The sequence below is a fragment of the Pseudomonas alkylphenolica genome, from assembly GCF_004025535.1.
Classification (GTDB): domain Bacteria; phylum Pseudomonadota; class Gammaproteobacteria; order Pseudomonadales; family Pseudomonadaceae; genus Aquipseudomonas; species Aquipseudomonas alkylphenolica_A.
This window is the reverse complement of the sequence record NZ_QJRG01000050.1, coordinates 323119-346424: the sequence shown is the minus strand read 5'-3', so window position 1 is coordinate 346424 and position 23306 is coordinate 323119. Positions and strand designations below refer to the sequence as shown.

General features: G+C 61.2%; 18 protein-coding genes. 8 read left to right on the top strand and 10 right to left on the bottom strand.

What is annotated here, in order from left to right; all coding sequences use genetic code 11:
- A partial coding sequence (locus tag DM813_RS28280; RefSeq protein WP_164897312.1) for a hypothetical protein occupies window positions 1-219 on the bottom strand: 219 nt, incomplete at its 3' end.
- 216 nt (window positions 220-435) lie between these two features.
- Window positions 436-1449, bottom strand: a complete 1014-nt coding sequence (locus DM813_RS28275; RefSeq protein WP_128326695.1) for an AraC family transcriptional regulator — start codon at window positions 1447-1449, stop codon at window positions 436-438.
- 254 nt (window positions 1450-1703) lie between these two features.
- On the opposite strand from DM813_RS28275, the gene DM813_RS28270 reads away from it, so the two are divergent.
- The 7 genes from DM813_RS28270 (at window position 1704) to DM813_RS28240 (ending at window position 11864) form a co-directional block, all read left to right on the top strand.
- On the top strand, window positions 1704-2270 hold the full coding sequence (locus DM813_RS28270; protein WP_128326694.1) for an RBBP9/YdeN family alpha/beta hydrolase: 567 nt from the start codon (window positions 1704-1706) through the stop codon (window positions 2268-2270).
- An 85-nt stretch (window positions 2271-2355) separates the two neighbouring features.
- The gene (locus tag DM813_RS28265; RefSeq protein WP_128326693.1) at window positions 2356-4311 is read left to right on the top strand and encodes a DUF1302 domain-containing protein; all 1956 of its coding nucleotides are present in this window, start codon (window positions 2356-2358) and stop codon (window positions 4309-4311) included.
- 57 nt (window positions 4312-4368) lie between these two features.
- Window positions 4369-5727 carry a DUF1329 domain-containing protein gene (locus tag DM813_RS28260; RefSeq protein ID WP_128326692.1) on the top strand — a complete coding sequence of 453 codons (1359 nt, stop codon included), beginning with the start codon at window positions 4369-4371 and terminating at the stop codon, window positions 5725-5727.
- Between the two features lie 96 nt (window positions 5728-5823).
- On the top strand, window positions 5824-6891 hold the full coding sequence (locus DM813_RS28255) for a WD40/YVTN/BNR-like repeat-containing protein (RefSeq protein ID WP_128326691.1): 1068 nt from the start codon (window positions 5824-5826) through the stop codon (window positions 6889-6891).
- A gap of 30 nt (window positions 6892-6921) precedes the next feature.
- On the top strand, window positions 6922-9408 hold the full coding sequence (locus DM813_RS28250) for an efflux RND transporter permease subunit (protein WP_347233037.1): 2487 nt from the start codon (window positions 6922-6924) through the stop codon (window positions 9406-9408).
- Window positions 9401-11179: an acyl-CoA dehydrogenase C-terminal domain-containing protein gene (locus DM813_RS28245; RefSeq protein WP_128326690.1), complete on the top strand. Its 1779-nt coding sequence runs from the start codon at window positions 9401-9403 to the stop codon at window positions 11177-11179. The genes DM813_RS28250 and DM813_RS28245 overlap by 8 nt, the downstream gene beginning before the upstream one ends.
- Window positions 11180-11276: 97 nt before the next feature.
- The gene (locus tag DM813_RS28240) at window positions 11277-11864 is read left to right on the top strand and encodes a flavin reductase family protein (RefSeq protein ID WP_128326689.1); all 588 of its coding nucleotides are present in this window, start codon (window positions 11277-11279) and stop codon (window positions 11862-11864) included.
- Between the two features lie 73 nt (window positions 11865-11937).
- Here the strand turns inward: DM813_RS28240 and DM813_RS28235 are convergent, their stop codons facing one another.
- The 8 genes from DM813_RS28235 to DM813_RS28200 all read right to left on the bottom strand — a co-directional run bounded on the left by DM813_RS28235 (window position 11938) and on the right by DM813_RS28200 (window position 21655).
- Window positions 11938-13200, bottom strand: coding sequence for an OprD family porin (locus DM813_RS28235; protein WP_128326688.1), 1263 nt, complete (start codon window positions 13198-13200; stop codon window positions 11938-11940).
- A 30-nt stretch (window positions 13201-13230) separates the two neighbouring features.
- Entirely contained in the window at window positions 13231-13950 is a 720-nt protein-coding gene (locus DM813_RS28230; protein ID WP_128326687.1) for a nitroreductase, read from the bottom strand.
- A gap of 34 nt (window positions 13951-13984) precedes the next feature.
- Window positions 13985-15328, bottom strand: coding sequence for an MFS transporter (locus tag DM813_RS28225; RefSeq protein ID WP_128326686.1), 1344 nt, complete (start codon window positions 15326-15328; stop codon window positions 13985-13987).
- Between the two features lie 192 nt (window positions 15329-15520).
- Window positions 15521-16561 carry an AraC family transcriptional regulator gene (locus DM813_RS28220; RefSeq protein WP_128326685.1) on the bottom strand — a complete coding sequence of 347 codons (1041 nt, stop codon included), beginning with the start codon at window positions 16559-16561 and terminating at the stop codon, window positions 15521-15523.
- A 126-nt stretch (window positions 16562-16687) separates the two neighbouring features.
- Complete coding sequence (locus DM813_RS28215; RefSeq protein ID WP_128326684.1) at window positions 16688-18025, bottom strand: MFS transporter; 1338 nt, start codon at window positions 18023-18025, stop codon at window positions 16688-16690.
- 52 nt (window positions 18026-18077) lie between these two features.
- Window positions 18078-19016: a LysR family transcriptional regulator gene (locus DM813_RS28210; protein ID WP_128326683.1), complete on the bottom strand. Its 939-nt coding sequence runs from the start codon at window positions 19014-19016 to the stop codon at window positions 18078-18080.
- A 49-nt stretch (window positions 19017-19065) separates the two neighbouring features.
- Entirely contained in the window at window positions 19066-20457 is a 1392-nt protein-coding gene (locus tag DM813_RS28205) for an FAD-binding oxidoreductase (protein ID WP_128326682.1), read from the bottom strand.
- A 289-nt stretch (window positions 20458-20746) separates the two neighbouring features.
- Window positions 20747-21655, bottom strand: a complete 909-nt coding sequence (locus tag DM813_RS28200; protein WP_128326681.1) for a LysR substrate-binding domain-containing protein — start codon at window positions 21653-21655, stop codon at window positions 20747-20749.
- A gap of 121 nt (window positions 21656-21776) precedes the next feature.
- Between DM813_RS28200 and DM813_RS28195 the strand changes: the two genes are divergently transcribed.
- Window positions 21777-23129: a serine hydrolase domain-containing protein gene (locus DM813_RS28195; protein ID WP_128326680.1), complete on the top strand. Its 1353-nt coding sequence runs from the start codon at window positions 21777-21779 to the stop codon at window positions 23127-23129.
- The last annotated feature ends 177 nt before the right edge of the window (window positions 23130-23306 follow it).

Sequence of the window (23306 nt, the reverse complement as noted above, 5' to 3'; positions counted from 1 at the left end):
CGGGACGAGCTGTTTGCCCAGGTGCGCAGGCAGCGTGGGGGCCAGCTGCGCGAGGATGGCCGGGTCGGTGCCGGACACCACACCGTAGCGCAACGGCAGGATGGTGATGGTGCGATGGCATTCGACGCAGGCGCTGGGGCTGGCGTTGGAGAGGGTAAGGTTGGCGGTTTCGCTGCTCATGCGCAGCAGCTCGCGTAACGATGGTCGTTGGGTGGACATGGCAATGAGTGCTCCCTGCAAGTCCAACAAGCTGGAGCCTGCGCGTGTGCAGGCCCTGTGTGTGGGGGATAGTTGCGGGGGGAAAGGCTTGATGGCGGTCCGCAAAGTCCAGCGCGAATCGTGCTGGCTGCGATTGGCGCCGCGCTATCAGGCCGTTCCTGTAGCGCTGTGCGAAACTTCCTTATCGTTGCGATAAGGGCATAGCAAAGAACTGCGTTATGAACGCACCGACACGCCGTTCTCTACTCGCCAAATCGCCGGTGGCTTGCCGAATTGTGCGATGAACCAGCGGGTGAACGAGCTGGGCATCGAGTAGCCCAGCATGTCGGCAATGCGCCCCAGCGTGTAATTGGGGTTTTCCAGGTAGCGGATCACCAGGTCACGGCGCACGCTGTTGATCAGATCGCTGAAGGTCACACCGCATTCTTCAAGGCGCCGCTGCAGGGTGCGCACGTTCATGCTCTGGGTCTGCGCTACCTGTTCAATGGTGGCGCGGCCCATCGGCAGCAACAAGTAGATGGTCTTGCGCATCTCGTTTTCCAGCGACAGGTTGCCACTCGCCTGCAAGCTATCCAGGTAACGCTGCGCCAGGCGAGCCATGGCATCGTTGGCCAGGGGGTTGGCGGTGTCGAGGTCGGCCGACGGGCAGACGATACCGTTGAACTCACTGCCGAATACCAGCTTGCAACCGAAAATGCGCCGATGAATGGCAAGGTCGGCAGGGGCGCTGTGGGTGAAGTTGGCGCTGATCGGGTGCCAGTGCGCCCCCAGCAACGCCGCGCAAAAGCGTAGCATCACGCCAATCGCAAGCTCCGTGGCCTGACGGCTGCTGCGGGAATGATCGCTGACCACTTCCTCGCGAATGATCACGGTCTTGCCCGATTCTTCGACATCAATGGCCAGCGCGTCATTGAGCAAGTGACGGTACTGCACGATTACCCGCAACGCATCGCGCAAGGTGCGCTGATGGCTGAGCAGCAGGCTGATCTCGCCAAAGTCGGACAGCTGGCGCAGTTCGGCCATGCGCAGGCCAAAGGTCTCGCAGCCACTGACCCGGGCTGACTCTTCCAGCAAAGTCACCACCGTGGTTGCCGACAGGCGTTGGTTGGGGTCTTCGAGCAGCGCCGCACTGAGCCCCACCTGGGCCAGCAGTGCATGAGGGTTGATACCCAGGTGTCGGGACACCTCAAGGTAGTTGGTCAAGCTTGCAGCACGGACAAGGGCGGCCATTTATTGTTTTCCACGCGTTCTCATTAGGCGTCCCGTTTCTGCGACGGGTAAGGATTTATAGCCTGTGTGTCGCCAAATGAAAAGCTGTTTGCAGCCGCCTAATCCGGGGCTTGGGCCGCCTGCACACACGCTTGTCATCAAATGAAAAGTCACTGACGCTCAATGTAAAGCACCCGGGGGGAGCGCTGATTACTGTGACTCTCGAAGCGTTCGCCTTACCCGGCGAGCGGTCTTTCTAGAGCATAGGTGTTGACGTGGAAAAATTGCATACCGCCGCTACTGTCCTGATCGTCCCTGGCCTGCGTGATCATGTCGCCGAGCACTGGCAGACCCTGCTTGAGGCTCGCCTTGCCAAGGTGCGCGCGGTTGCGCCGTTACAAGCCAACGGTCTTGATTGCAACGCCCGGGTCGAAGCGATCCAGCACGCCCTCGAGCAGATCGATGGCGAGGTGGTACTGGTGGCGCACAGCGCCGGTGTACTGATGGTAGCCCACTGGGCGGCGCGCTATCAGCGGCCGATCAAAGGCGCGTTGCTGGCGGCACCACCGGATCTGCAAGCCGAATGGCCGGCGGCCTACCCAAGCCCTGACACGCTGCGTGCCAATGGCTGGGCGCCGTTGCCGATCACACCGCTGCCGTTCCCGAGCATTGTTGCGGCCAGCAGCAATGACCACCTGGCCAGCCTTGAGGCTGTCACCGCCATGGCGCAAGGCTGGGGTAGCCAGCTGGTCGAGCTGGGCGCTGTCGGCCACCTGAACCCTGCTTCCGGGTACGGGCCTTGGCCCCAGGCCGAGTCCTTCATCCAAACCCTGGATTGTTAATCCTGCAGCACTGCACGGACGCTTGACCAACGCCCGCATCCGACGGGCGGCGATAACAACAATAACAATACGTGGAGTCATCGTAATGCCAAAACACCGCATTCATAGCGCTGTGGTTGCACAGCGTCGTCTGCTCGCTTGCGCCCTCGGTTTGCTCACGCTGCCAGGCGCCCAGGCGTTTGAAGTCGATACCGGAAGCGAGGACTGGTCCGTTCGCTTCGATAACACCGTGAAATACAACTACGGTGTGCGCACCGAAAGTGCCGACAAACGCATGCTGGGTACGCCGAACAACAACGACGGCGACTACAACTTCCGCAAGGCAGGCACCAACATCACCAACCGTGTCGACCTGCTTACCGAGCTGGACGTGATCTACCAGGGCAGCATGGGTTTTCGCGTCAGTACCGCCAGCTGGTATGACAAGGCCTACGAAAACACCGGTTCCAACTCCAACCCGTTCGTCAACGGCAACGGCGACACCTCCGGCATCAACCCGAGCCTCAACGGCCTGCCAGGTACCGGTACGGGACTGGGCAGCTCGCACCTGAGCAACTATGCCCAGCGTTACTACAACGGCCCATCAGGCGAAGTGCTCGATGCCTTTGTGTTTGCCCGTACTGAAATCGGCGACAGCTCCGAACTCAGCGGCAAGCTCGGCCAGCACAACCTGTTCTGGGGTGAAACACTGCTCAACCCGGTGCACTCGCTGAGCTACGGCCAGTCGGGCCTGGACCTGGCCAAGCTGGCAGCATCGCCCGGCACCGAGGCCAAAGAACTGTTCGTGCCGCGTAACCAGCTGTCCACTTCGTTTCTGGTCAACTCCGAGCTGACCTTCGGCGCGCAATACTTCTTTGACTGGGACGCCGCCCGGTTACCGGAAGCCGGCACCTACTACGGCAGCTCCGACGTGGTGGGCGAGGGCGCACAAAGCTTCCTGCTCGGCCATACCGGTACCCCCGGGCTGATTCCGGTGCGCGGCGCCCTGACCACCATTCGCCGTGGCGACGACCTGACGCCGGACAAGTCCGGTGACTGGGGTGTCATGGCCAAGTGGTCACCAGAATGGCTGGGCGGCACCCTGGGTTTCTACTACCGCAAGACCTCGGAAATCCTCCCACAGGCCTGGCTCGATGCCCGTGGCCTGACCGTGTCCAGCGGCCCGTTCGGCGCGCCACCGGCCAGCCGTACCGGTGCCGTGGGCAACCTCTACAACTCGCTGCAGACCCCGACCTACCAGTTTGCCTACGCCGACAACATCGATGTCTACGGCCTCAGCCTGTCCAAGGATGTCGCCGGTATCAGCGTCGGCAGCGACCTGAACATCCGCCACAACATGCCGTTGGCGAGCATTCCGGCGATTGTCAGTGCACCGGGGCAAAGTGGCCTGGGTGGCGGTTTCGGCCTGTTGCCACCGCGCTCGCCCGCCAGCGGTGTGATCTATGACGTACCCAAGGATGGCGATGGCCTGAGTGCCACCGGCCAGACCCTGCACTGGACCCTCAACGGCCTGATGACCATCGGTGACACGCCGTTGTTCGACGGTGCAACCCTGCTGGGCGAGCTGTTCTACAGCAACCTGCTCAAGCTCGATGGCCATAACGAGGCCTTGTACAAGGGCAAGAGCAGCTACCGCGGCATCGACAAACCGACCCGTGACAACTGGGGTATCGCCGTCAACTTCACGCCGACCTGGTACCAGGTCATGCCGGGTGTCGACATGAGCATGCCCTTGTCGATCAACGTCGGTCTCGATGGTGTATCGCCAGTGCAAGGCGGTGGTGCCGAGGACACCGGCAACTATGCCGTGGGCGTCAGCGCCGCGGTTTACAACCAGTATTTCGTCGACCTCAAGTACGTCGACAGCTTCGGCAAAACCCAGTCGTGCAACAACGGCCAGACCGATGGCGCGGCTCCTAATGCCCTGGATGGTGAGCAGGACTACACCTGCTACGGCGGCGGCTACTCCTCCTTCTCTGGTGGCGGCGCCACCACCGAGGACCGTGGTGCGCTTTATCTGACCCTTAAAACCACTTTTTAAGTCACTGCATTTCAGTCTTCAAGTCACTGCATTTCAGTCATCACGCTGGAGAACATCATGAACTACATGCGTACTCTGTTGGCCACGTGCCTGTCGCTGGCCGCCTTCAATGCCGCCCACGCTGCCGTATCCGCTGACCAGGCTGCCCGCCTGGGCAACAACCTGACCCAGATCGGCGCCGAAAAAGCGGCCAATGCCGACGGCTCGATTCCTGCCTACCAGGGTGGCCTGGTCACGCCGCCTGCCGGCTTCAAGAGCGGCGACAGCATGCGTCCGGACCCGTTTGCCGGTGAAAAGCCGCTGATGGTCATCGACGGCAAGAACGCTGATCAATACAAAGGTCAGCTGACCGCTACCACGCTTGAGCTGCTCAAGCGCTTCCCGACCTTCAAGGTCGACGTCTACCCGACCCACCGTACCGTGGCGCTGCCGCAACCGGTGCTCGACAACACGGTGAAGAACGCCGTCGGTGCGCGCAGCCAGGAAGGTGGCTCCGCGGTTGAAAACGTGCTGCCGGGTATTCCGTTCCCGATCCCGCAGACCGGTGCCGAGGCCATGTGGAACTTCCTGCTGCGCTACCAGGGCGTGAGCATGGCCGCCAAGTACGACTCCTGGAACGTCGACGCCGCCGGTGTACCGACCCTGTCCACCACCGGCCAGGCGAACATCAGCTACCCGATCTACGAGGACATGAACAAGCCGATCGGCTCCAAAGACACCTACTACCAGATGAAACTGGTGTACACCGCACCAGCCCGCCGCGCCGGTGAAGCGATGATGCTGCGCGATGCCGCCAACCCGCTGGTACAGCCCCGCAGTGCCTGGCAATACCTGCCTGGCCAGCGCCGGGTGAAACTGGCGCCGAACCTGGCCTACGACACCCCCAACCCGGGTACGTCGGGCTCGGGCACCTACGATGACGTGTTCGTCTTCAACGGCGCACTGGACCGCTACGACTGGACCCTGGTCGGCAAGCAGGAAATGTTTGTGCCGTACAACACCTACAAACTGACCTACAACACCGATATCAAGCAGTTGATCACCCCGAACCACCTGGCGCCGGACTTCGTGCGCTGGGAGAAACACCGGGTATGGGTAGTGGAAGGCAAGCTGAAGGACGGTGCGCGTCACATCTATCACAAGCGTCGCTTCTACCTCGACGAAGACAGCTGGATCGCTCTGGCATCGGACCAGTATGACGCCCGTGGCCAGCTGTACCGTGGCTCGTTCGCCTTCCTCAGCCAGAGCTACGACAAACGCACCCCGGACTCTACGCCGTTCATGATCTACGACCTGATTGGCGGCACCTACAACCTCAACGGTGTGGTCGGCGCTTACGGCGGTATCCGTTACATCGACCCGCTGTCGAAAACCCAGTGGTCGCCGGAGTCGCTGGCCGGCGCCGGTATTCGCTGAGTCGACGGCAACGTAGATGAAGTCCGGCCTCGCTTGCGACGCCGGACGCTTTGTAGAGCAGCCTGCTGCGTGCAGCGGCGATCTGGAGGACCGGGTATGTATTTTGTCAAACGATGCACTGCGTTGATGCTGACGTGGGCAGCCCTTCAAGGTACGGCCCAGGCCGCGCCTTACACGGATGTACTGGATCTGCCGGCTTCGCCCAGTGCCTTGGCATCGGCAAGCCCGCTGCGTGATGTGACCAGCGCCGGTGCCCGCATGGTGGCGGTCGGCCCTCGTGGCCACATTCTGTATTCCGACGACCACGGCAGCCATTGGCAGCAAGCCAGTGTGCCGGCCAGTGCCGATCTCAATGCCGTGAGTTTCCCCAGTGCCCAACAGGGTTGGGCAGTGGGGAACGACGGCGTCATCGTGCACAGCCAGGACGGTGGCAAAACCTGGCAGAAGCAACTGGACGGCCGAGTGTTGGGCGAGCAAGTGCTGGCCTACTACCGCGCCCAGGCCCAGGCGGCCCCCAACGACGAGCGCCTGGCACAGTTGATCGGCGAAGGTGAACGCCTGGTAGCAGAGGGCGCCGACAAGCCCTTGCTGGACGTGTGGTTCGCCGATGAACAAAACGGCTTTGCCGTTGGTGTGTTCAACCTGTTGCTGCACACCCGTGATGGCGGCCAGCACTGGACGCCATGGCTGGAGCGCACCGACAACCCGCAAGCCCTGCACCTGACCAGCCTGGCCAGTATCGACGGGGCGCTGTACATCACCGGCGAACAAGGGCTGCTGCTCAAACTGGCTGCAGATGGCGAGCATTTCACCCGCCTGACCACCCCGTATGCCGGAACCCTCTTTGGCGCCGTCGGCAAACCGGGCGTGTTGCTGGCTTATGGCCTGCGCGGTCATGTGGTGCGTAGCACCGATGGCGGTGAAAACTGGCAGATGGTCGAAACCGGCCTTGCCAACAGCATCACCGCCGCCAACCTCGACAGTACAGGCAACCTCTGGCTGATGAGCCAGGCCGGGCATGTGCTGGTCAGCCACGACGATGGCGCCAGTTTTGTCCAGGTGAGTCAAATCACCCGTACCCCGATCACCGGGGCGGCCTTCGATGCCGCAACCGATCTGGTGCTGGTGGGTGAGCGCGGCGTACGCACGCTCGCCGTTGAGTAACCGCCGTCCACATAACAAGAGATAACCCTGATGGCCAATATCCAACAAGACACGTTGCCGGTAATTCGCACCCTCGGTGAATTCGACGCGCGCTCAGGCAACGGGCTGGAACGCCTGGTGTTCAACCATCGACTGCCGTTCATGGTGCTGATGCTGCTGGCTACCCTGGTGCTGGGCTTTATGGCCGTGACGCGTCTGGAGCTGCGGCCCAGCTTCGAAAAAATGATCCCCCAGAGCCATCCCTACATCCAGAACTACCTGGACAATCGCCAGTCGCTGCGTGGCCTGGGCAACTCGTTGCGGGTAGTGGTAGAGAACACCCAGGGCGATATCTTCGACCCCGCGTACCTGCAAACCCTGCGTCACATCAACGACGAACTGTTCCTTAGCCAGGGCGTGGACCGTGCCTGGATGAAATCACTCTGGAGCCCGGCAGTGCGCTGGACCGAAGTGACCGAGGAAGGCTTTCAGGGCGGCCCGGTCATGCCTGACAGCTATCAGGGCACGTCGGCCGATATCGAGCAACTGCGCCAGAACATCGAGCGGGCGAACATCGTCGGTAGCCTGGTGGCTCGCGATTTCAAATCGAGCATGTTGATCGTACCGCTGCTCGACCATGACTCCGCTACCGGCCGCGGCATCGACTACCACGCTTTTTCGCAAAAGCTTGAGCAACTGCGCAGCCAGTATGAAGCGCAGGGCCACTACAAGATTCACGTGATCGGCTTCGCCAAACTGATGGGCGACCTGATCGACGGGCTGATCCAGGTAATGCTGTTCTTCGCCCTGGCGGTGGTGACCACCCTGGTGATCATCTACCTCTACACCCGCTGCGTACGCAGTACCTTGCTGGTGGTGTTCTGTTCGCTGACGGCGGTGATCTGGCAACTGGGGATCGTCGCATGGCTGGGTTATGCCATCGATCCGTATTCGATCCTGGTGCCGTTCCTGATCTTTGCCATCGGCGTGTCGCATGCCGCGCAGAAAATGAACGGCATCATGCAGGACATCGGCCGCGGCACCCATCGTCAGGTGGCCGCACGCTATACCTTCCGCCGTTTGTTCATCGCCGGTGTGACCGCGCTGCTGGCCGATGCGGTGGGCTTTGCCGTGCTGATGCTGATCGACATCCCGGTGATCAAGGACCTGGCGATTGCCGCCAGTATCGGCGTTGCGGTGCTGATCTTCACTTCGCTGTTGCTGATGCCGGTGGCCTTGTCGTATGTCGGTGTGGGCCGCAAGGCCGCCGAACGTGCCCTGCGCATCGACTCGCGGGCTGCCGAGCACCGCGGCTTTGGCAAACTGTGGGACCTGCTCGATCGCTTTACCACGCGCAAATGGGCTACGGCGGCATTGCTGGTGGCCGGGGTTCTCGGGGCAGGGGGCTTTGCCCTGAGTATGCAGCTGAAAATTGGCGACCTCGACAGCGGCGCACCGGAACTGCACGCCGACTCGCGCTACAACCGTGACAACGCTTACATCACCGGCCATTACGCGCTCTCCAGCGACACCTTTGCAGTAATGATCAAGACCGCGCCTGAAGGCTGCCTGCGTTACCAGACACTGGTGCTCGCCGACCGCCTGGCCTGGGAGCTCCAGCAGTATCCCGGCGTACAGACCACGCTGTCGCTGACCAACGCGGTACGCCAGATCACTGCCGGTACCTATGAGGGCAACCCCAAGCTCAACAGCATCCAGCGCAACCAGGACGTGCTCAACTACGCCGCACAGCAGGCGTCGGTGAACGCGCCGGAGCTGTTCAACAACGACTGCTCGCTGATGCCGGTCATCGCCTACCTCAAGGACCACAAGGCGGACACCCTCGACCAGGTGGTTGCCATTGTCGAGCGCTTCGCCCAGGCCAATAACAGCGATGCGGTGCAGTTCCAGCTGGCCGCCGGCAGCGCCGGTATTGAAGCGGCGACCAACATCGTGGTCCGTGACGCCAATCGCACCATGCTGTTGCTGGTGTACCTGGCGGTGACACTGTTCTGCCTGATCACCTTCCGCAGCTGGCGCGCCACGCTGGTGGCGGTATTGCCACTGATCCTTACCTCGGTGCTGTGTGAGGCGCTGATGGTGATGATGGGGATCGGCGTGAAGGTCGCTACCTTGCCGGTGATCGCCCTGGGCGTTGGTATCGGTGTGGATTACGCGCTGTACCTGCTCAGCGTGCAATTGCACTACCAGCGCAAGGGCATGCCGTTGGCCGAAGCCTATGAAAACGCAGTGGCGTTCACCGGCCGGGTTGTTGGCCTGGTGGGTATCACCCTGGCGGCCGGCGTTGTCGGCTGGGCCTGGTCACCGATCAAGTTCCAGGCCGACATGGGCATCCTGCTGACCTTCATGTTCCTGTGGAACATGCTCGGCGCATTGATCCTGATTCCGGCGCTGTCGCACTTCCTGTTGCCCGACCACAAGGTTCGGGTCAAGGCCGGCGCTGCAGCGTCTACCCCCGTCACCGACGCGGGTGCTCAACACTCCCCTCAACAAGCCGAGTCTTTGCATCATGTCTGATTACCTTCCGCCGCTGCGTGACATGGAGTTCCTGTTCAACGAAGTGTTTGATCTCCCGTCCCAGTGGGCGCGCATGCCGGCGCTGGCCGAGCATGTCGATGCCGACACCGCCCGGGCGGTGCTCGAACAGGCCGGCAAGGTCATCGCGCAAACCATCGCACCGCTCAACCGCAGTGGCGATGAGCAAGGCTGCCGTTGGGAGGCGGGCAAGGTGATCACCCCGGACGGCTTCATTCAGGCTTACCGCACCTACGCCGATGATGGCTGGGTAGGGGTGAGCGGCGATTGCGACTTCGGCGGCATGGGCATGCCCAAGGTGATCGGCGCGCAGGTCGAGGAAATGCTCAACGCCGGCAACCTGTCGTTTGCCTTGTATTCGATGCTGACCGCAGGCGCTGCATTGTCGGTGCTCAACCATGCCAGCGATGCGCTCAAGGCCACTTACTTGCCAGCGATGTACGAAGGGCGCTGGACCGGTTCCATGTGCCTGACCGAGCCGCATGCCGGTACCGACCTGGGGCTGATTCGCACCCGCGCCGAAGCGCAGGCCGATGGCAGCTACCGTGTCACCGGCACGAAAATTTTCATCACCGGTGGCGAACAGGACCTCAGCGAAAACATCATTCACCTGGTGCTCGCCAAGCTGCCGGACGCGCCGTCGGGCGCCAAGGGCATCTCGCTGTTCCTGGTGCCGAAGGTGCTGGTCAATGCCGACGGTTCGCTGGGTAACGACAATGCCGTCAGCTGCGGCTCCATCGAACACAAGATGGGGATCAAGGCCTCGGCCACCTGCGTGATGAACTTCGATGGCGCGACCGGGTACCTGGTTGGCGAGCTGAACAAGGGCCTCAACGCCATGTTCACCATGATGAACTACGAGCGCCTGGGCGTGGGTATTCAAGGGCTGGCGCTGGGTGAGCGTTCCTATCAGAACGCCATCGAGTATGCCCGTGAACGCCTGCAGAGCCGTGCACCGAGCGGCCCGGTGGCAACGGCACAGGCGGCCGACCCGATCATCGCCCACCCCGATGTGCGGCGCATGGTGCTGACGATGAAGGCCTTGAACGAAGGCGGGCGGGCGTTCTCCACCTACGTCGCCCTGCAACTGGACCTGGCCAAATACAGTGCGGACTCTACTGAGCGCAACCACGCCGAGGCGCAGGTCGCACTGTTGACCCCGGTCGCCAAGGCCTTCATGACCGACATGGGCCTGGAAACCACCGTTCATGGTCAACAAGTGTTCGGCGGTCACGGCTACATTCGCGAATGGGGCCAGGAGCAGTTGATTCGTGACTGCCGCATTACCCAGATCTACGAAGGCACCAACGGCATTCAGGCTCTGGACCTGGTCGGGCGCAAGCTGGTGGCTGACGGTGGTCGTACTTACACCTTGCTGTCAGCGCAGATCAAGTCCTTCGCCCATGGCCTGGATGACTCGCGTGCCGAGTTCAAGGCGCCGCTGCTGGCGGCAGTCAACAACCTGGATGAACTGACCGCCTGGGTGCTCGACCGCTCGCAGGGTAATGCCCGCGAAATCGGTGCGGCATCGGTGGAGTACCTGCATGTGTTCGGCTACACGCTCTATGCCTACCTGTGGGCGCAGATGGCTGATGTTGCACTGGAGCACGGTGAACAGAAAGGCTTCTACGCCAGCAAACTGGGGACCGCGCGCTTCTACTTTGCGCGGATGCTGCCACGCATCCAGTCGCTGACCGCCACCGTCAAAGCCGGCAGCGAGAGCTTGTTCCTGCTGGATGCCGAAGCCTTGTAAAAAGCCACGCCGATCGCCCATCGCCGGCAAGCCTTGCTCCCATAACCTGGGGGCAGGGCATACAATCGCTCATCTTCTACCCGAACCAAGGTGTTGCATGAACGAGTTTATCGCCCCGGTCGATCTACCCAAGGCCTACCGCCTGCTCAACCACGGGCCGACCGTGCTGGTATCGGCCTGCCACGCTGGCGTCGATAACGTCATGGCCGCCGCCTGGGCCTGCGCCCTGGATTTTTTGCCGCCCAAACTGACCGTAGTGCTCGACAAGGCCACCCACACACGCGGCCTGGTCGAGCAAAGCGGTCTGTTTGTCATTCAGGTACCGACCGCAGCGCAGGTCCAGTTGACCCACGATGTCGGCACCCGCAGCCTTGCCGACACCCCCGACAAGCTACAGCGCGCTGGCGTCGAGCTGATGCGTATGCCCGGGCATGCGCAGCCGTTCGTGGCCGGATGCGCCGCCTGGTTGCTGTGCCGGCTGATACCGGAACCGCATAACCAGGACACCTACGACCTGTTCATTGGCGAGGTCGTCGCAGCCTGGGCCGATACGCGGGTATTCAAGGACGGCCACTGGCATTTTGAACAGGCGGACCCTGCGCTGCGCAGTGTGCACTACATTGCCGGTGGGCATTTCTATGCCATTGGTGACGTGGTGACGGCCAAGGTCGACGACGACGCTTGAGTCCGGCGCGTGCGTCAGCCGGTAGAGGAGGGTAGGCGTGGAACAGGCGCGTACCGCTCCTCAACGCGCTGCTTCAGTAGTTGAACGTATAGCGCAGGATCAGGCGGTTTTCGTTGGCGCTATCGGCGTAAGTGGAACGGTTGGTAGAGTTGCGCCATTGTACGGCAAGCCCTTTGACCGGCCCGCCCTGGACGACGTAGGTGATGTCGGTCATGCGCTCCCATTCCTTGCCCGACTCACCGCTCGCACGAAGCCCCGCCGCCTGGGAGGTATTGACCATTGTCGGGTCAACGTCTTCACCCTTGGCGTATTTGACCCCCAGGGTCAGCCCGGGCACGCCCACGGCGGCGAAGTCGAAGTCGTAACGGGCAAACCAGACGCGCTCGTTGGCGGCGGTGAAGGTACTCACCAGCGATTCCGCGAAAATATAGGTGTCTGTGCCGTTGACGAACGCAAACGGGGTGTCCCCCCACGCCTTCTGGTAGCCGCCACCCAGGGTATGGCCCTTGAGGCTGTAGGCCAGGTAACTGGTGAGGGTACGGTTGTCGACTTCCCCCACAGCTTTGTCGCCGGTTTCGTTGGCGTCGAACACACGCACATCGGCGATAACGGCGCCGGTCGAGAGAGGCTGGTTCAGTTTCACGCCGAAAAAGTTGGTACGGTAAATATCCTCAAGTTCGGCCACGTGGTAACTCAGGCTCAGCGTCGGCAACAATTTGTAGTCGAATGCCAGGTAGTTGTAGTGATCCGCTTCTACCGGTGCATAGCCGGTGGCAGTGAGCGATTCGAAGTCGGTGGAGTTACGCTGTTTGACCGCGTTGATCCGCAGTGCCGAGAAGGTCAGCGGTGCCAGGTCGTTGGAGACCAGCAGGCCGCCACGGAACACTTGCGGCAGCAGGCGGCTGTTGTTGCTGGCAAGCAGCGGCATGACCGGGTTGAGACCGCCGATACGCAGCTCGCTTTTGCCCAGGCGCGCCTTGGCGGTCACCGTCATCTTGCTGTAGGCATCCTCGACATTGCGCTCACGATCATAGGCCAGCAGGCCTGAGCCGGTGCGATCAGGGCTGGAGTCGAGCTTGACCCCCAGCAGGCCGAGCGCGTCGACTCCAAAGCCGACCGTGCCTTCGGTAAAGCCCGACTGCAGGTTGAGAATGAAGCCCTGCCCCCATTCGTCGCGCTTGTTCTGGCGGGCGTCGTCGTTGCGAAAATCGCGGTTGTAGTAGAAGTTGCGCAGCTCAAGGCTTGCCTTCGAGTCCTTGACAAAGTCCGCCATCACCACCGGGGCTTGAGCGGCAATGGCCGTGGCGAGCAGCAGCTTCACTGGGTGTTTCGACATTGCAGGCACCTTTTATTTTTGTTGTTGTGTTCAGGGGTGGAAGGTTGCGAACGCACTGACCGGCTCCCGACCGGTTACCAAGGTATTTTCGATACAGGCAGGGTCGGCGTAGCCAAGGCTCATGCCACACACCAGCATCTGCTCGGGCGCAATTCCCAGTTGCGCCGAGATCAGGCTGTGGTACTTGAGGAATGAAGCCTGCGGGCAGGTGTGCAGGCCCCGGCCACGCGCGGCGACCATCAGGCTTTGCAGGAACATGCCGTAGTCGAGCAGGCTGCCTTCACCCAGGCTGCGGTCGATGGTGAACAGAAGGCCCACCGGAGCGTCGAAAAAGCGGTAGTTGCGTGCGTGCTGGGCATGCATGCGCAGCTTGTCACCCTTGTCGATGTCAAGCAGGCCGTACAGCGCCCAGCCGACGGCCCGTCGGCGGTCGAGGTAGGGCGCTTTCCATTCGTACGGGTAGTAGGCGTAAGGGTCGTCGTGCTGTGCAGCGGCCTCGGGATCGCTGTCGATCCGGGCGATGGCACGCGACAGGCGTGCCTTTGCCTCGCCCGTAAGCACATGCACATGCCAGGGCTGCATGTTCACGCCGGTGGCGCTGAAGCGGGCGACATCGAGAATAGCCTCGATATCCGCCTGCGCCACCGGTGTGGGAAGAAATGCCCTGATACTGCGTCGCGTGGCGATAGCCCAGTCAACTGCCTGGTTCACAAGCGGTGCAGTGGCTGGCGGTGGCGCTAATCGGTTCATGTTCGTTCCTGCAGTCTGGCGTAATGGCAAAGGTTTAGCGTGACAGCGCGAGGGCCTTTTTCTCCTGGGTCGATTGCGCCCGCGACTGGTTGATCAGGGTGACCGCCACGGCACCGATCAGGCCTGCCAGGCTGATGGCCATGAAGTTCTGTTGCAGCGGCAGGCTCAACGACACCAGCCAGCCGATCAGTACCGGTGCCACGATGGCGCCGATGCGACCCACGCCGGAAGCAAAGCCGACACCGGTGGAGCGGATTTCGGACGGGTAGAAGTCGCCGGCATAGGCATAGGCCAGCAACTGTGTGCCCAGGGTCGACGCGCCCACCAGGAACACCACCGCGAACAGCGCCGTGGTATCGCGGGTGTACCCCAGCAGGGTAAGGGCGATGGCACCTGTGATGTAGAAGCACACCAGCACATGCTTGATGTTCAGCTTGTCACTCAGCCAGCCGCCAAACATTGCACCGGCAATCGAGCCCAGGTTGAACACGATGACGAAGTTTAGCGCCGAGCCGAGGCTGAATCCGGCCATGGCCATGAGCTTGGTCAGCCAGGAGTTCAAGGCGTAGACCATGAACAGGCCGGTCATGAACGCGGTCCAGATCATCACTGTGCTGAAGCCGCGGCCTTGCTTGAACAGGTCGCGAACCGGAGTTTCCCGGGCAGGCTGCACCGCCACATTGCCGGTTACCACCACCGCGTCGTCAACGGCACGGCCTGGCTCCAGCTTGCGCACGATCTCGCGCAATTCATCCTGGCGGCCGGTCCGCAGCAGATAGCCAATGGATTGCGGCATGCTCCTGAGGATGAACGGGATCAGCAGCACAGGCAGCCCGGCGACGTAGAACACCCATTGCCAGCCGTAGCTTTCGATCAGTTGCTTGGCGGTCAGGGCGACGAGAATGCCGCCCACCGAGTAGCCGGCGAACACCAGGGTGATCAGGCGGGTGCGCAATTTCAGCGGCGAGTACTCGCCCATCTGTGCGGTACATACCGGCAGTACACCACCGATACCCAGGCCGGCGACGAAGCGGGCGATGCTGAAGCTGACCGGGTCGTCGGTAAGGCCTGCCACGGCGGTGAAAATACTGAACAGTGCCACGCAGATGGCAATCATCCGTGGGCGGCCGATACGGTCGGCCAGCGTGCCGAGGAAAATCGCGCCGAGCATGGTGCCCAGCAGTGCCGAGCCCGCCATGATGCCGGCGCTGGTCGGGTCGACGTTCATGTCCTGCATGATCGCTGGCAGCGCCGCGCCCACCACGGCGAGGTCATAGCCGTCGATGATCAGGATGAGTACGCACCAGAAGAGGATGCGCCCATGGAAGCCATTGAACTTTGAATCGCCCGCTAATGCGTAGACGTTCACCGATTGCATAGCGTGTCTCCTTCGCTGTTGTTTTTGTTTGTGAAGTGCACAGTCGATATGTCAGTAAGCTGGAGCGAATCCTAGGGCCGATCGTGGGTGCGGCACATGCCCGCGGGCGTCGATGTGTGTGACCGATCTGGGCACATTGGCCAGGGCAGGGGCAACGGGGAGAGCAGGGCAGGGATCAGCCTGCCCATTGAATCAGAGCAGGAACTGTCGATCCGGGGGCTGTGCGCCTGGATTCGAGCGGCGATAGGCGCCCGGGCTTACCCCGGTCCATTTCTTGAAGGCGCGGTGAAACGCGCTGGTTTCCTGAAAGCCCGCCTGGGCGGCGACTTCGCAGACGGTCAAGTCCGACTGCCCAAGGAAATTGATGGCCATATCGCGTCTGAGGTTGTCTTTAAGGCCCTGGTAACTGATGCCTTCAGCCTGCAAACGGCGCTGCAGGGTGGAGCTGGACATGCGCATCTGATTGGCCACTTCATCCAGCGCCGGCCAGAGCTCCGGCGGATGGTTGCGTAGCCGTTGACGGATCTGGGCACTTAAACTGGCATCGTTGCGGTATTTGACCAGCAGGCTTGCGGGCGAGTCCTTGAGGAAGGCGGCGAGGGTTTCCGGAGTCTGGACCACTTTCAGTTTCAAAAAGCATGCGTCAAAGCACACCCGGGACACGGGGGCGGCAAACTCGATGTGTTCACAAAAACGCATGCGGTAGTCGCTGTCGTCCTCCGGCCGTGGTGAACGGAAACTCAGTATCTGCAACGGTATTCTGCGGTTCCCTAGCCAACACAGCAGCCCGTGCACCAGGATCAGCCAGGTGCCATAACTGAACAATCTGCGCTCGACACCATGGTCGTGGATGACAATCGACGCCAGGTCGCCCTCCACCTGCAACTCACCGTACAGGTCATCGAGCCCCAGGCGCAGGAACGCGAGAATCCGGCGCAGGGCTTGCTCCAGCGTTTCGCAGCCGATGGTGGCGTGGCACATCAGGCGAAAGCTGCCGCGACGCAGAGGATGGGTGTCGATGGCGAAGAACTCATCGTCGAGCAGGTCCGACAGCGCCACCCACAACCGCGAGAAGGCGCTGGCACACACACGGGCATTAGCCGAGCCGAGCAACTCCGGATCGATACGTGCCTGCTGCAGCGGCAGGGATATGTCCAGGCCGCGCTGGGTTGCGCCATAAAGCGCTTCGCGCACCAGGCTGATGGAGGTAGTTCCTTTATAGGCCGCAAGCATCTGGTCGTCTCCATCCGGTGGTAGAACCCGGAGCGGAAATTAACAGATGGTCACAACGCGTGGAGCGTGCATTTTTGCATATGAAAACGGCGTTTTCGGGGCAGGTCATGGATTGGCCTCATTACGCTAGGCATCGCGGGGCAAACAATCGCCTACCGCGGCACTTGCTCCGTGTGAACGCGATACGCTCAACCCCAGCACCCCCCCGACCACCAGCGCAGCCGCCATGAAGTACATCGCTGCCTGGGTGTTTCCGGTAAGCTGCGTCAACCAGCCCATGGCAATCGTGCTGAAAAACCCGGCCACGTTGCCCAGCGAGTTGATCAATGCAATTCCCGCTGCTGCCGCTGCACCGCCAACCATTGCCGTGGGCATCCCCCAGAACACCGGTAAGCTGCTGATCATCGCCGCCGTACCGATGGTGAGGCCGATCATCGAGAGCACCAGGCTGTTGCCGAACAATGTTCCGAACACCACCCCGGCACCGCCGATAAAAGCGCAGATCGCCAGGTGCCAGCGGTACTCGCGAAGCCGGTCCGAGCTGCGGCCAACCAGCACCATGCTGACTACGGCGACCGAGTAGGGGATCGCCATCAGCACACCAATGACCCAAGGCTCGGCGACGCCGCTGTTGCGGATGATGGTCGGCATCCAGAAGCTGATGACGTACTGCCCCAGCACCAGGCAAAAATACACCGCACCCAGCAGCCAGATTTTCGGGTTCAACAAGCCGTCGCGCACCGAATGGCCGGTCTTGGCCAAGGCTTCGCGATCCAGCGCCGCCTGCATCCCGCGCTTTTCTTCGGCGCTTAGCCAGTGAGCGTCGGCAATGCGGTCACGCAGCAGGAAAAACACCGCAGCGCCCAACGCCACCGCGGGCAAGCCTTCGATCACGAACAGCCACTGCCAGCCGGCATAACCGGCCACGCCATCGAAGTGCTGCATGATCAAACCGGAAATCAGCGAGCCGAGCATGTTCGAAATCGGCAGGCCAACGAGGAACAGTGAAATCATCACGCCCCGGCGATGATTGGGAAACCAGCTGGTGAGGTAGAAGATGATTCCGGGAAAGAACCCGGCTTCGGCGATGCCGATCAAAAACCGCAGCACGTAGAATGTCATCGGCGTTTCGATGAACATCATCGCCGCCGACAGCAAACCCCAGGTCATCATGATCCGTGCGATCCAGCGGCGGGCGCCAAACTTGTGCAGCGCGATGTTGCTGGGAATCTCGAACATCAGGTAGCCGACAAAAAACACACCGGCACCCAGCCCATACACGGCCTCGCTGAATTTCAGGTCATCGAGCATCTGCAGCTTGGCAAAGCCAACGTTCACCCGGTCAAGGTAGGCCACCAGGTAGCAGACAATCAGCAGCGGAATGATCCGCCACGCGGTTTTTCGGTAGGCGCCGTGCAGGTCAGCGTCCGGCATGCTGCCGGGGAGCGGGGGTAGGGTGGTCATCTCGTGCCTCTTTCTTGTTGTAGGGGCGAACCTTGAATGGCAGTACAACGGGTCAGAGCGCGCGGCCTCCCGGCCATTCACCGCATGCGCACATGTCCCGGACAACTTCGCGGATCAATTCGCTGATCAGCGTTTTAAGGCGGCTGGCCGGCATCGACGCGCAACTACAGATGCCCAGGGTGCGCGACACCCCGTCAGCGGCAATCCGGTGAGCGACCAGGCGGCCGTCATGGATTTCGCGGATGGCCAGGTTCAACGGCATGATGGTATGACCGATACCGGCTTCCACCGCGCTTTTAAGGATGTGGACGGAATTGACCTCCATGGCGATCTGTCCCACGCTCAGCCCGTGCTGTGCCACCGCCTGTTCAACCAGGGTGCGGGTGCTGTGGCCATGGGCCTGGCTCGGAAACACCAGCGGCCGTGCCAGCGCCAGCTCCAGCGACACGTCGCCGGCAGGTGGCGCATCCGGCGCATTGGCCCGGTGGATCAGGTAAAAGTCTTCTTCGATCAAGGTGCTGAACAGCACCTGTGCGGGCAGGTCGGCGCTGGTAAACAGGGCAAGGTCCACGCGACCATGGATCAGTTGGTCCATGACGTTGCCAGTCAGCTCTTCATTGAGGTGAAACGCTACCAGCGGATAACGCGCTGCCACCGCCCGCATCAACGGCATGGCGAGGATGGTCGCAACGCTTTGCGGCAACGCCACGATGATCGAGCCGCTGACCGCGTCCGGGCTGCTGGTGACGGCCGCGCGGGCATCGGCCAGGTGTTTGAGCATGCCCTGGGCATATTCGTAGAACACCTTGCCGGCCTCACTGGCGACCACACCATTGTGACTGCGATGAAACAGCTGCACCCCCAGTTCGTCCTCCAGTGCCGACATCTGTTTGCTCAAGGCCGACTGCGCGACATGCACCTGACGCGCGGCTTGGGACAGGCTGCCGCAATCAATCACGGCGACGAAGTATCTGATCTGGCGGATTTCCATGGGGGCTTCCTGTAGCACGGGAAGGTGAGGGGCCGGTGATGGTACCGCGTCAGCCCGCAGTGTTCCCGCGAGGAAAGATTTTCCCAGGATTCATCAATTGCTTGGGGTCCAGTGCGGCCTTGATCGCCTTCATGGTGTCCACCGCGTTTTCGCCGTGTTCAACCGTCATGCAATCCTGCTTGGTCAGACCGATGCCATGCTCACCGGTGCAGCTGCCATCCATGGCGATCGCACGTTCGGCCAACCGGTGTGCGGCCGCTTCGGCGCGCTCGACCTCGGCGTGGTCATCAGGGTCGACCAGAATCAACGCGTGGAAATTGCCATCGCCGACATGGCCGAAGATCGGTGCCAGCAAGCCGTTTTGTGCAAGGTCTGCCGCGGTGGCTTCAATGCAGTCGGCCAGCCGCGAAATCGGCACCACGGCATCGGTGGTCAGGGCACGGCAACCGGGACGCAGGGCGAGGGCGGCGAAATACCCGTCGTGACGGGCTTGCCACAGGCGGCTGCGGTCTTCCGGATGCACCGCCCATTCAAAATCCAGGCCCTGGTGTTCGTCAGCGACCATGCGGAGGGTCTCAAGCTGCTCCTGCACACCGGCTTCGGAGCCATGCAGTTCGAACAGCAACGAAGGCACCTCGCGCAGCTGCGTTTTGCTGTAGGCATTGAGCGCGCGCATGGTCAAGGCGTCGAGCAGCTCGATACGGGCGACAGGCACGCCGAGCTGGATGATCTGGATCACCGCGCGTACAGCGTGGTCGACACTCGGGAAGCGGCACACGGCGGCCGAGATGGCCTCGGGGATCGGGTGCAGCTTGACGGTCAGCTCGGCGATGGTCGCGAGTGTACCGCCGGACCCCACCAGCAAATGGGTCAGGTCGTAACCAGCAGCAGATTTGCGTGCCCGGCCACCTGTGTTGATCACACGCCCGTCGGCCAGCACGGCGGTCATGCCCAGTACGTTTTCGCGCATGGTGCCGTAGCGCACGGCGTTGGTGCCGGAGGCGCGGGTAGCGGCCATCCCGCCCAACGAGGCATCGGCGCCCGGGTCTATAGGAAAGAACAGCCCGGTTCCATGCAAGGCAGCGTTGAGCTGCTTGCGGGTTACGCCCGGTTGTACGGTGGCATCCATGTCATCGACGCGAATTTCGACAATCTGGTTCATGCCCGAAACATCAATGCTCACGCCGCCGTGAGTGGCCTGCAACCAGCCCTCAAGGGACGTGCCGCTGCCATAGGCAATCATCGGCACATCGTGGCGGTAGCAGGCGGCGCTGATGCTGACGATATCGTCGAGGCTGTTGGCGTAAGCAACGGCATCCGGTGGCATCGGATCGAGGGCGGAACTATCGCTGCCATGGTGCTCACGCACACTGGCGGAGGTGGAGAAGCGGTCATTAAGCAGCAGGCGCAGGTCGTCGCACAGGGAAAGGGGAAGGGGCATCGAGCAGTCTCCGATTATTCTTGACCGCGTAAAAATTGCGGCATTTGTAGGGAGTTATGCCACATGTTAATCAGGCTTTGGCCAACACTTGTATTGCTGATTTCAGATGGGGCCATCTCCCAAAGAGATAGACTTAGTGCAGGAGCGCCCAATGGCTGAAACGAAAGAAGAGAGGGTTTTAACACCATCCAAATGGCGAACGAATAAATAACTCAACTAAATAGACATTTAGTTGAGTTATATAAAAGGCTTATTAAACGAGCAGGGCAGGACAGTACCGTGGCACTCATCAAGGATCAACTGCTGCGTGTGGAAACTCCTTTCGCAGCGTCATATTCAACCAGTCGATAAACCACGCTACATCGTCTGAAACAGCCTGCTGGGGCGTCAGCACTTCGTAAGTTTCCAGCGCCACCGACGCCTCGCCGCATCGTACCAGTACACCCTGGGCCAGCTCATGCCTGACCAAAACATCGGTCGCCAAGGCGATGCCATGCCCATGTCGTGCAAGGTTCAAGGCAATGTCGTTGCTCATGTGCGAGGCATCCGCCTTGACCTTGAGCGCAACGTTCATTGCCGTAAACCAGCTGTTCCACCAGGTGCCGTCGTCGACATGGATCAACGCGCACGCCGGCAGATCCGTGACTGACAACGGGATGCGCTGCAAGCTCGCCCGATACGCCGGCGAGCACACGGGAAACACCTCGGGGCGGATCATGCGCGTATGTACCCCGGTGTGTTCGCCCGGCAGCCCGAAGGCGATCCCGAGGTCAGCTTGCCTGGCATCCACGGCCTTGAACGACGCGTTGGGTTCAATCGCCAGCTTGAGGTCTGGTCGCAGGTTACGCAACTGGTCGATATGGGGCGTTAACCAGCGTGAGGCGAACGCCGGTACGCAGAGGATGCGCAGCCAGCGTTCTTCCTTGCGCCGTGCCACGCGAGCGCCGGCATCGGCGAGGAGTTGCAGGGCCTGCGAAACCGACTGGTAATACTCCAGCCCCGGCGCTGTAAGCGTTACGCCACGCGGGGTGCGATTGAACAATTGCACGCCGAGCCAGTCTTCAAGGTTCTTCACATGCCGACCGATTGCCGGTTGAGTGACATGCAGGGCCTGCGAGGCCGCAACATAACTGCCCAGGCGGGCAGCCGCTTCGAAGGCGCGAATGGCATTTAGCGGCGGTAGCCGTTCAGTGGGCATCGGGTTCACAGCTGTTAGTTTTATTAATATCGGGCCGGACTTTATGTTGCTTTTCGAATTCCGGCAAGTTGATATCTTCGACATCGACCCGTGAAGTTCATTGAAATGTCGAGGAATACCGATGTTGCCCACAACAATAACAAAGCACGCGCTGCAAACTTTTTCCCTTCGTGCGCTGGCGGTTGCCGTGCTGGGAATTACCCACGCGGGTGTCAGCCTGGCGGCCGATCCCGTTACTGAATGTGGCGTTCCCGGCCTAAACGTGTGCCCGCAACCGTTCGACAAGACGCTCCCGGATCCGCACGCCATGCTGACCTGGGACCAGGACACCCGTGTGGTGGGTTTTCGCAATACCTACAGGTTGTATGAAGGCGATGTCTTCAGCGCAAAAGACGCCAAACCTTATCCATTGCCGGCCTCGAGCCACGCACTGCCAGCCATTCACTATTCAATGAACGGTACCCGGCACACGCTTGATGACTACCTGGCCAACCAGAGCGTCACGGGCATGTTGATTCTCAAGGACGGCAAGATCGCCTATGAGTATTACGGCAAGGGCAATACCGCCAACACCCTGTGGACGTCGCGTTCAGTGGCCAAGTCGGTGGTCAGCGTACTGGTCGGCGTGGCGATAAAAGAAGGCAAGATCAAGTCAGTGGATGACAAGATCACCCTGTATATCCCCGAACTCAAGGGTACAGCCTGGGAAGAGGTGACCCTGCATCAACTGATGCAGCACACCTCAGGCGTGGTCTGGGATGAAAACTACGCGTCGCCAGACTCCGATTTCTCCCACATGACCCAGTGCGAGGCCAAACCTGCGCCATACGACTGTGTCCTCAACCTGGTCAAATCGGTCAAACGCAAACCCGGCGTCAAGCCTGGTGAAGTGTGGTCCTACAACACCGGCGGCGCCTGGTTGGTGGGCCGTGTACTGGAAAACGCCACCGGCATGACCATCGCCAAATACCTGGAAAGCCGCGTCTGGAGCCGTTACGGCATGCAACAGGATGGTGTTTGGCACGCCTTGGTCAAGGACAAAGTCGACATGGGCGGTCACGGCTTCAATGCCTCGTTGCGTGATTGGGGTCGCTTTGGCCAATTCGTCATGAGCGGCGGACAACTGCCAACGGGCGAGAAACTCTTGCCGAACGACTGGATCGCACGCTCCACGCACTGGACGACAGCCAAAGGTTCGGTGACGCCATCGGCACCCAATGGCCAATATGGCTATCAATGGTGGTTCTCGGCACCGGCGCCGGACGCCAACGCCGAGCCGATCAAAACCGCAACCAGTGACCAGACATTCTGGGCGCTGGGCATCTTCGGTCAATCCATCGCGATCAACCCGGCGGAGAAACTGGTGATGGTTCAGTGGTCGACGTGGAAGAACGCAGAAACGCCAAGCTCGCTGTATGACGAGCAGGCGTTGTTTGTGAATGCGGTGAGTGAAGCGTTGCACGCTGCGCAGTAACATCGGAAATCGTCAGGCTGACTGTCCAGCGATGGGTGGAGGGTCAGCCTGGGGGTTCAAGCGTTGAAATCTGCTGTGTCTTGGGTCTGAGGGATCTATTGATCACTACGCATAATGTATATTATGTTAAACGAGGTGCTATGTTCAGAATGTTCATGAGCTTCGTAAGGCACTGAT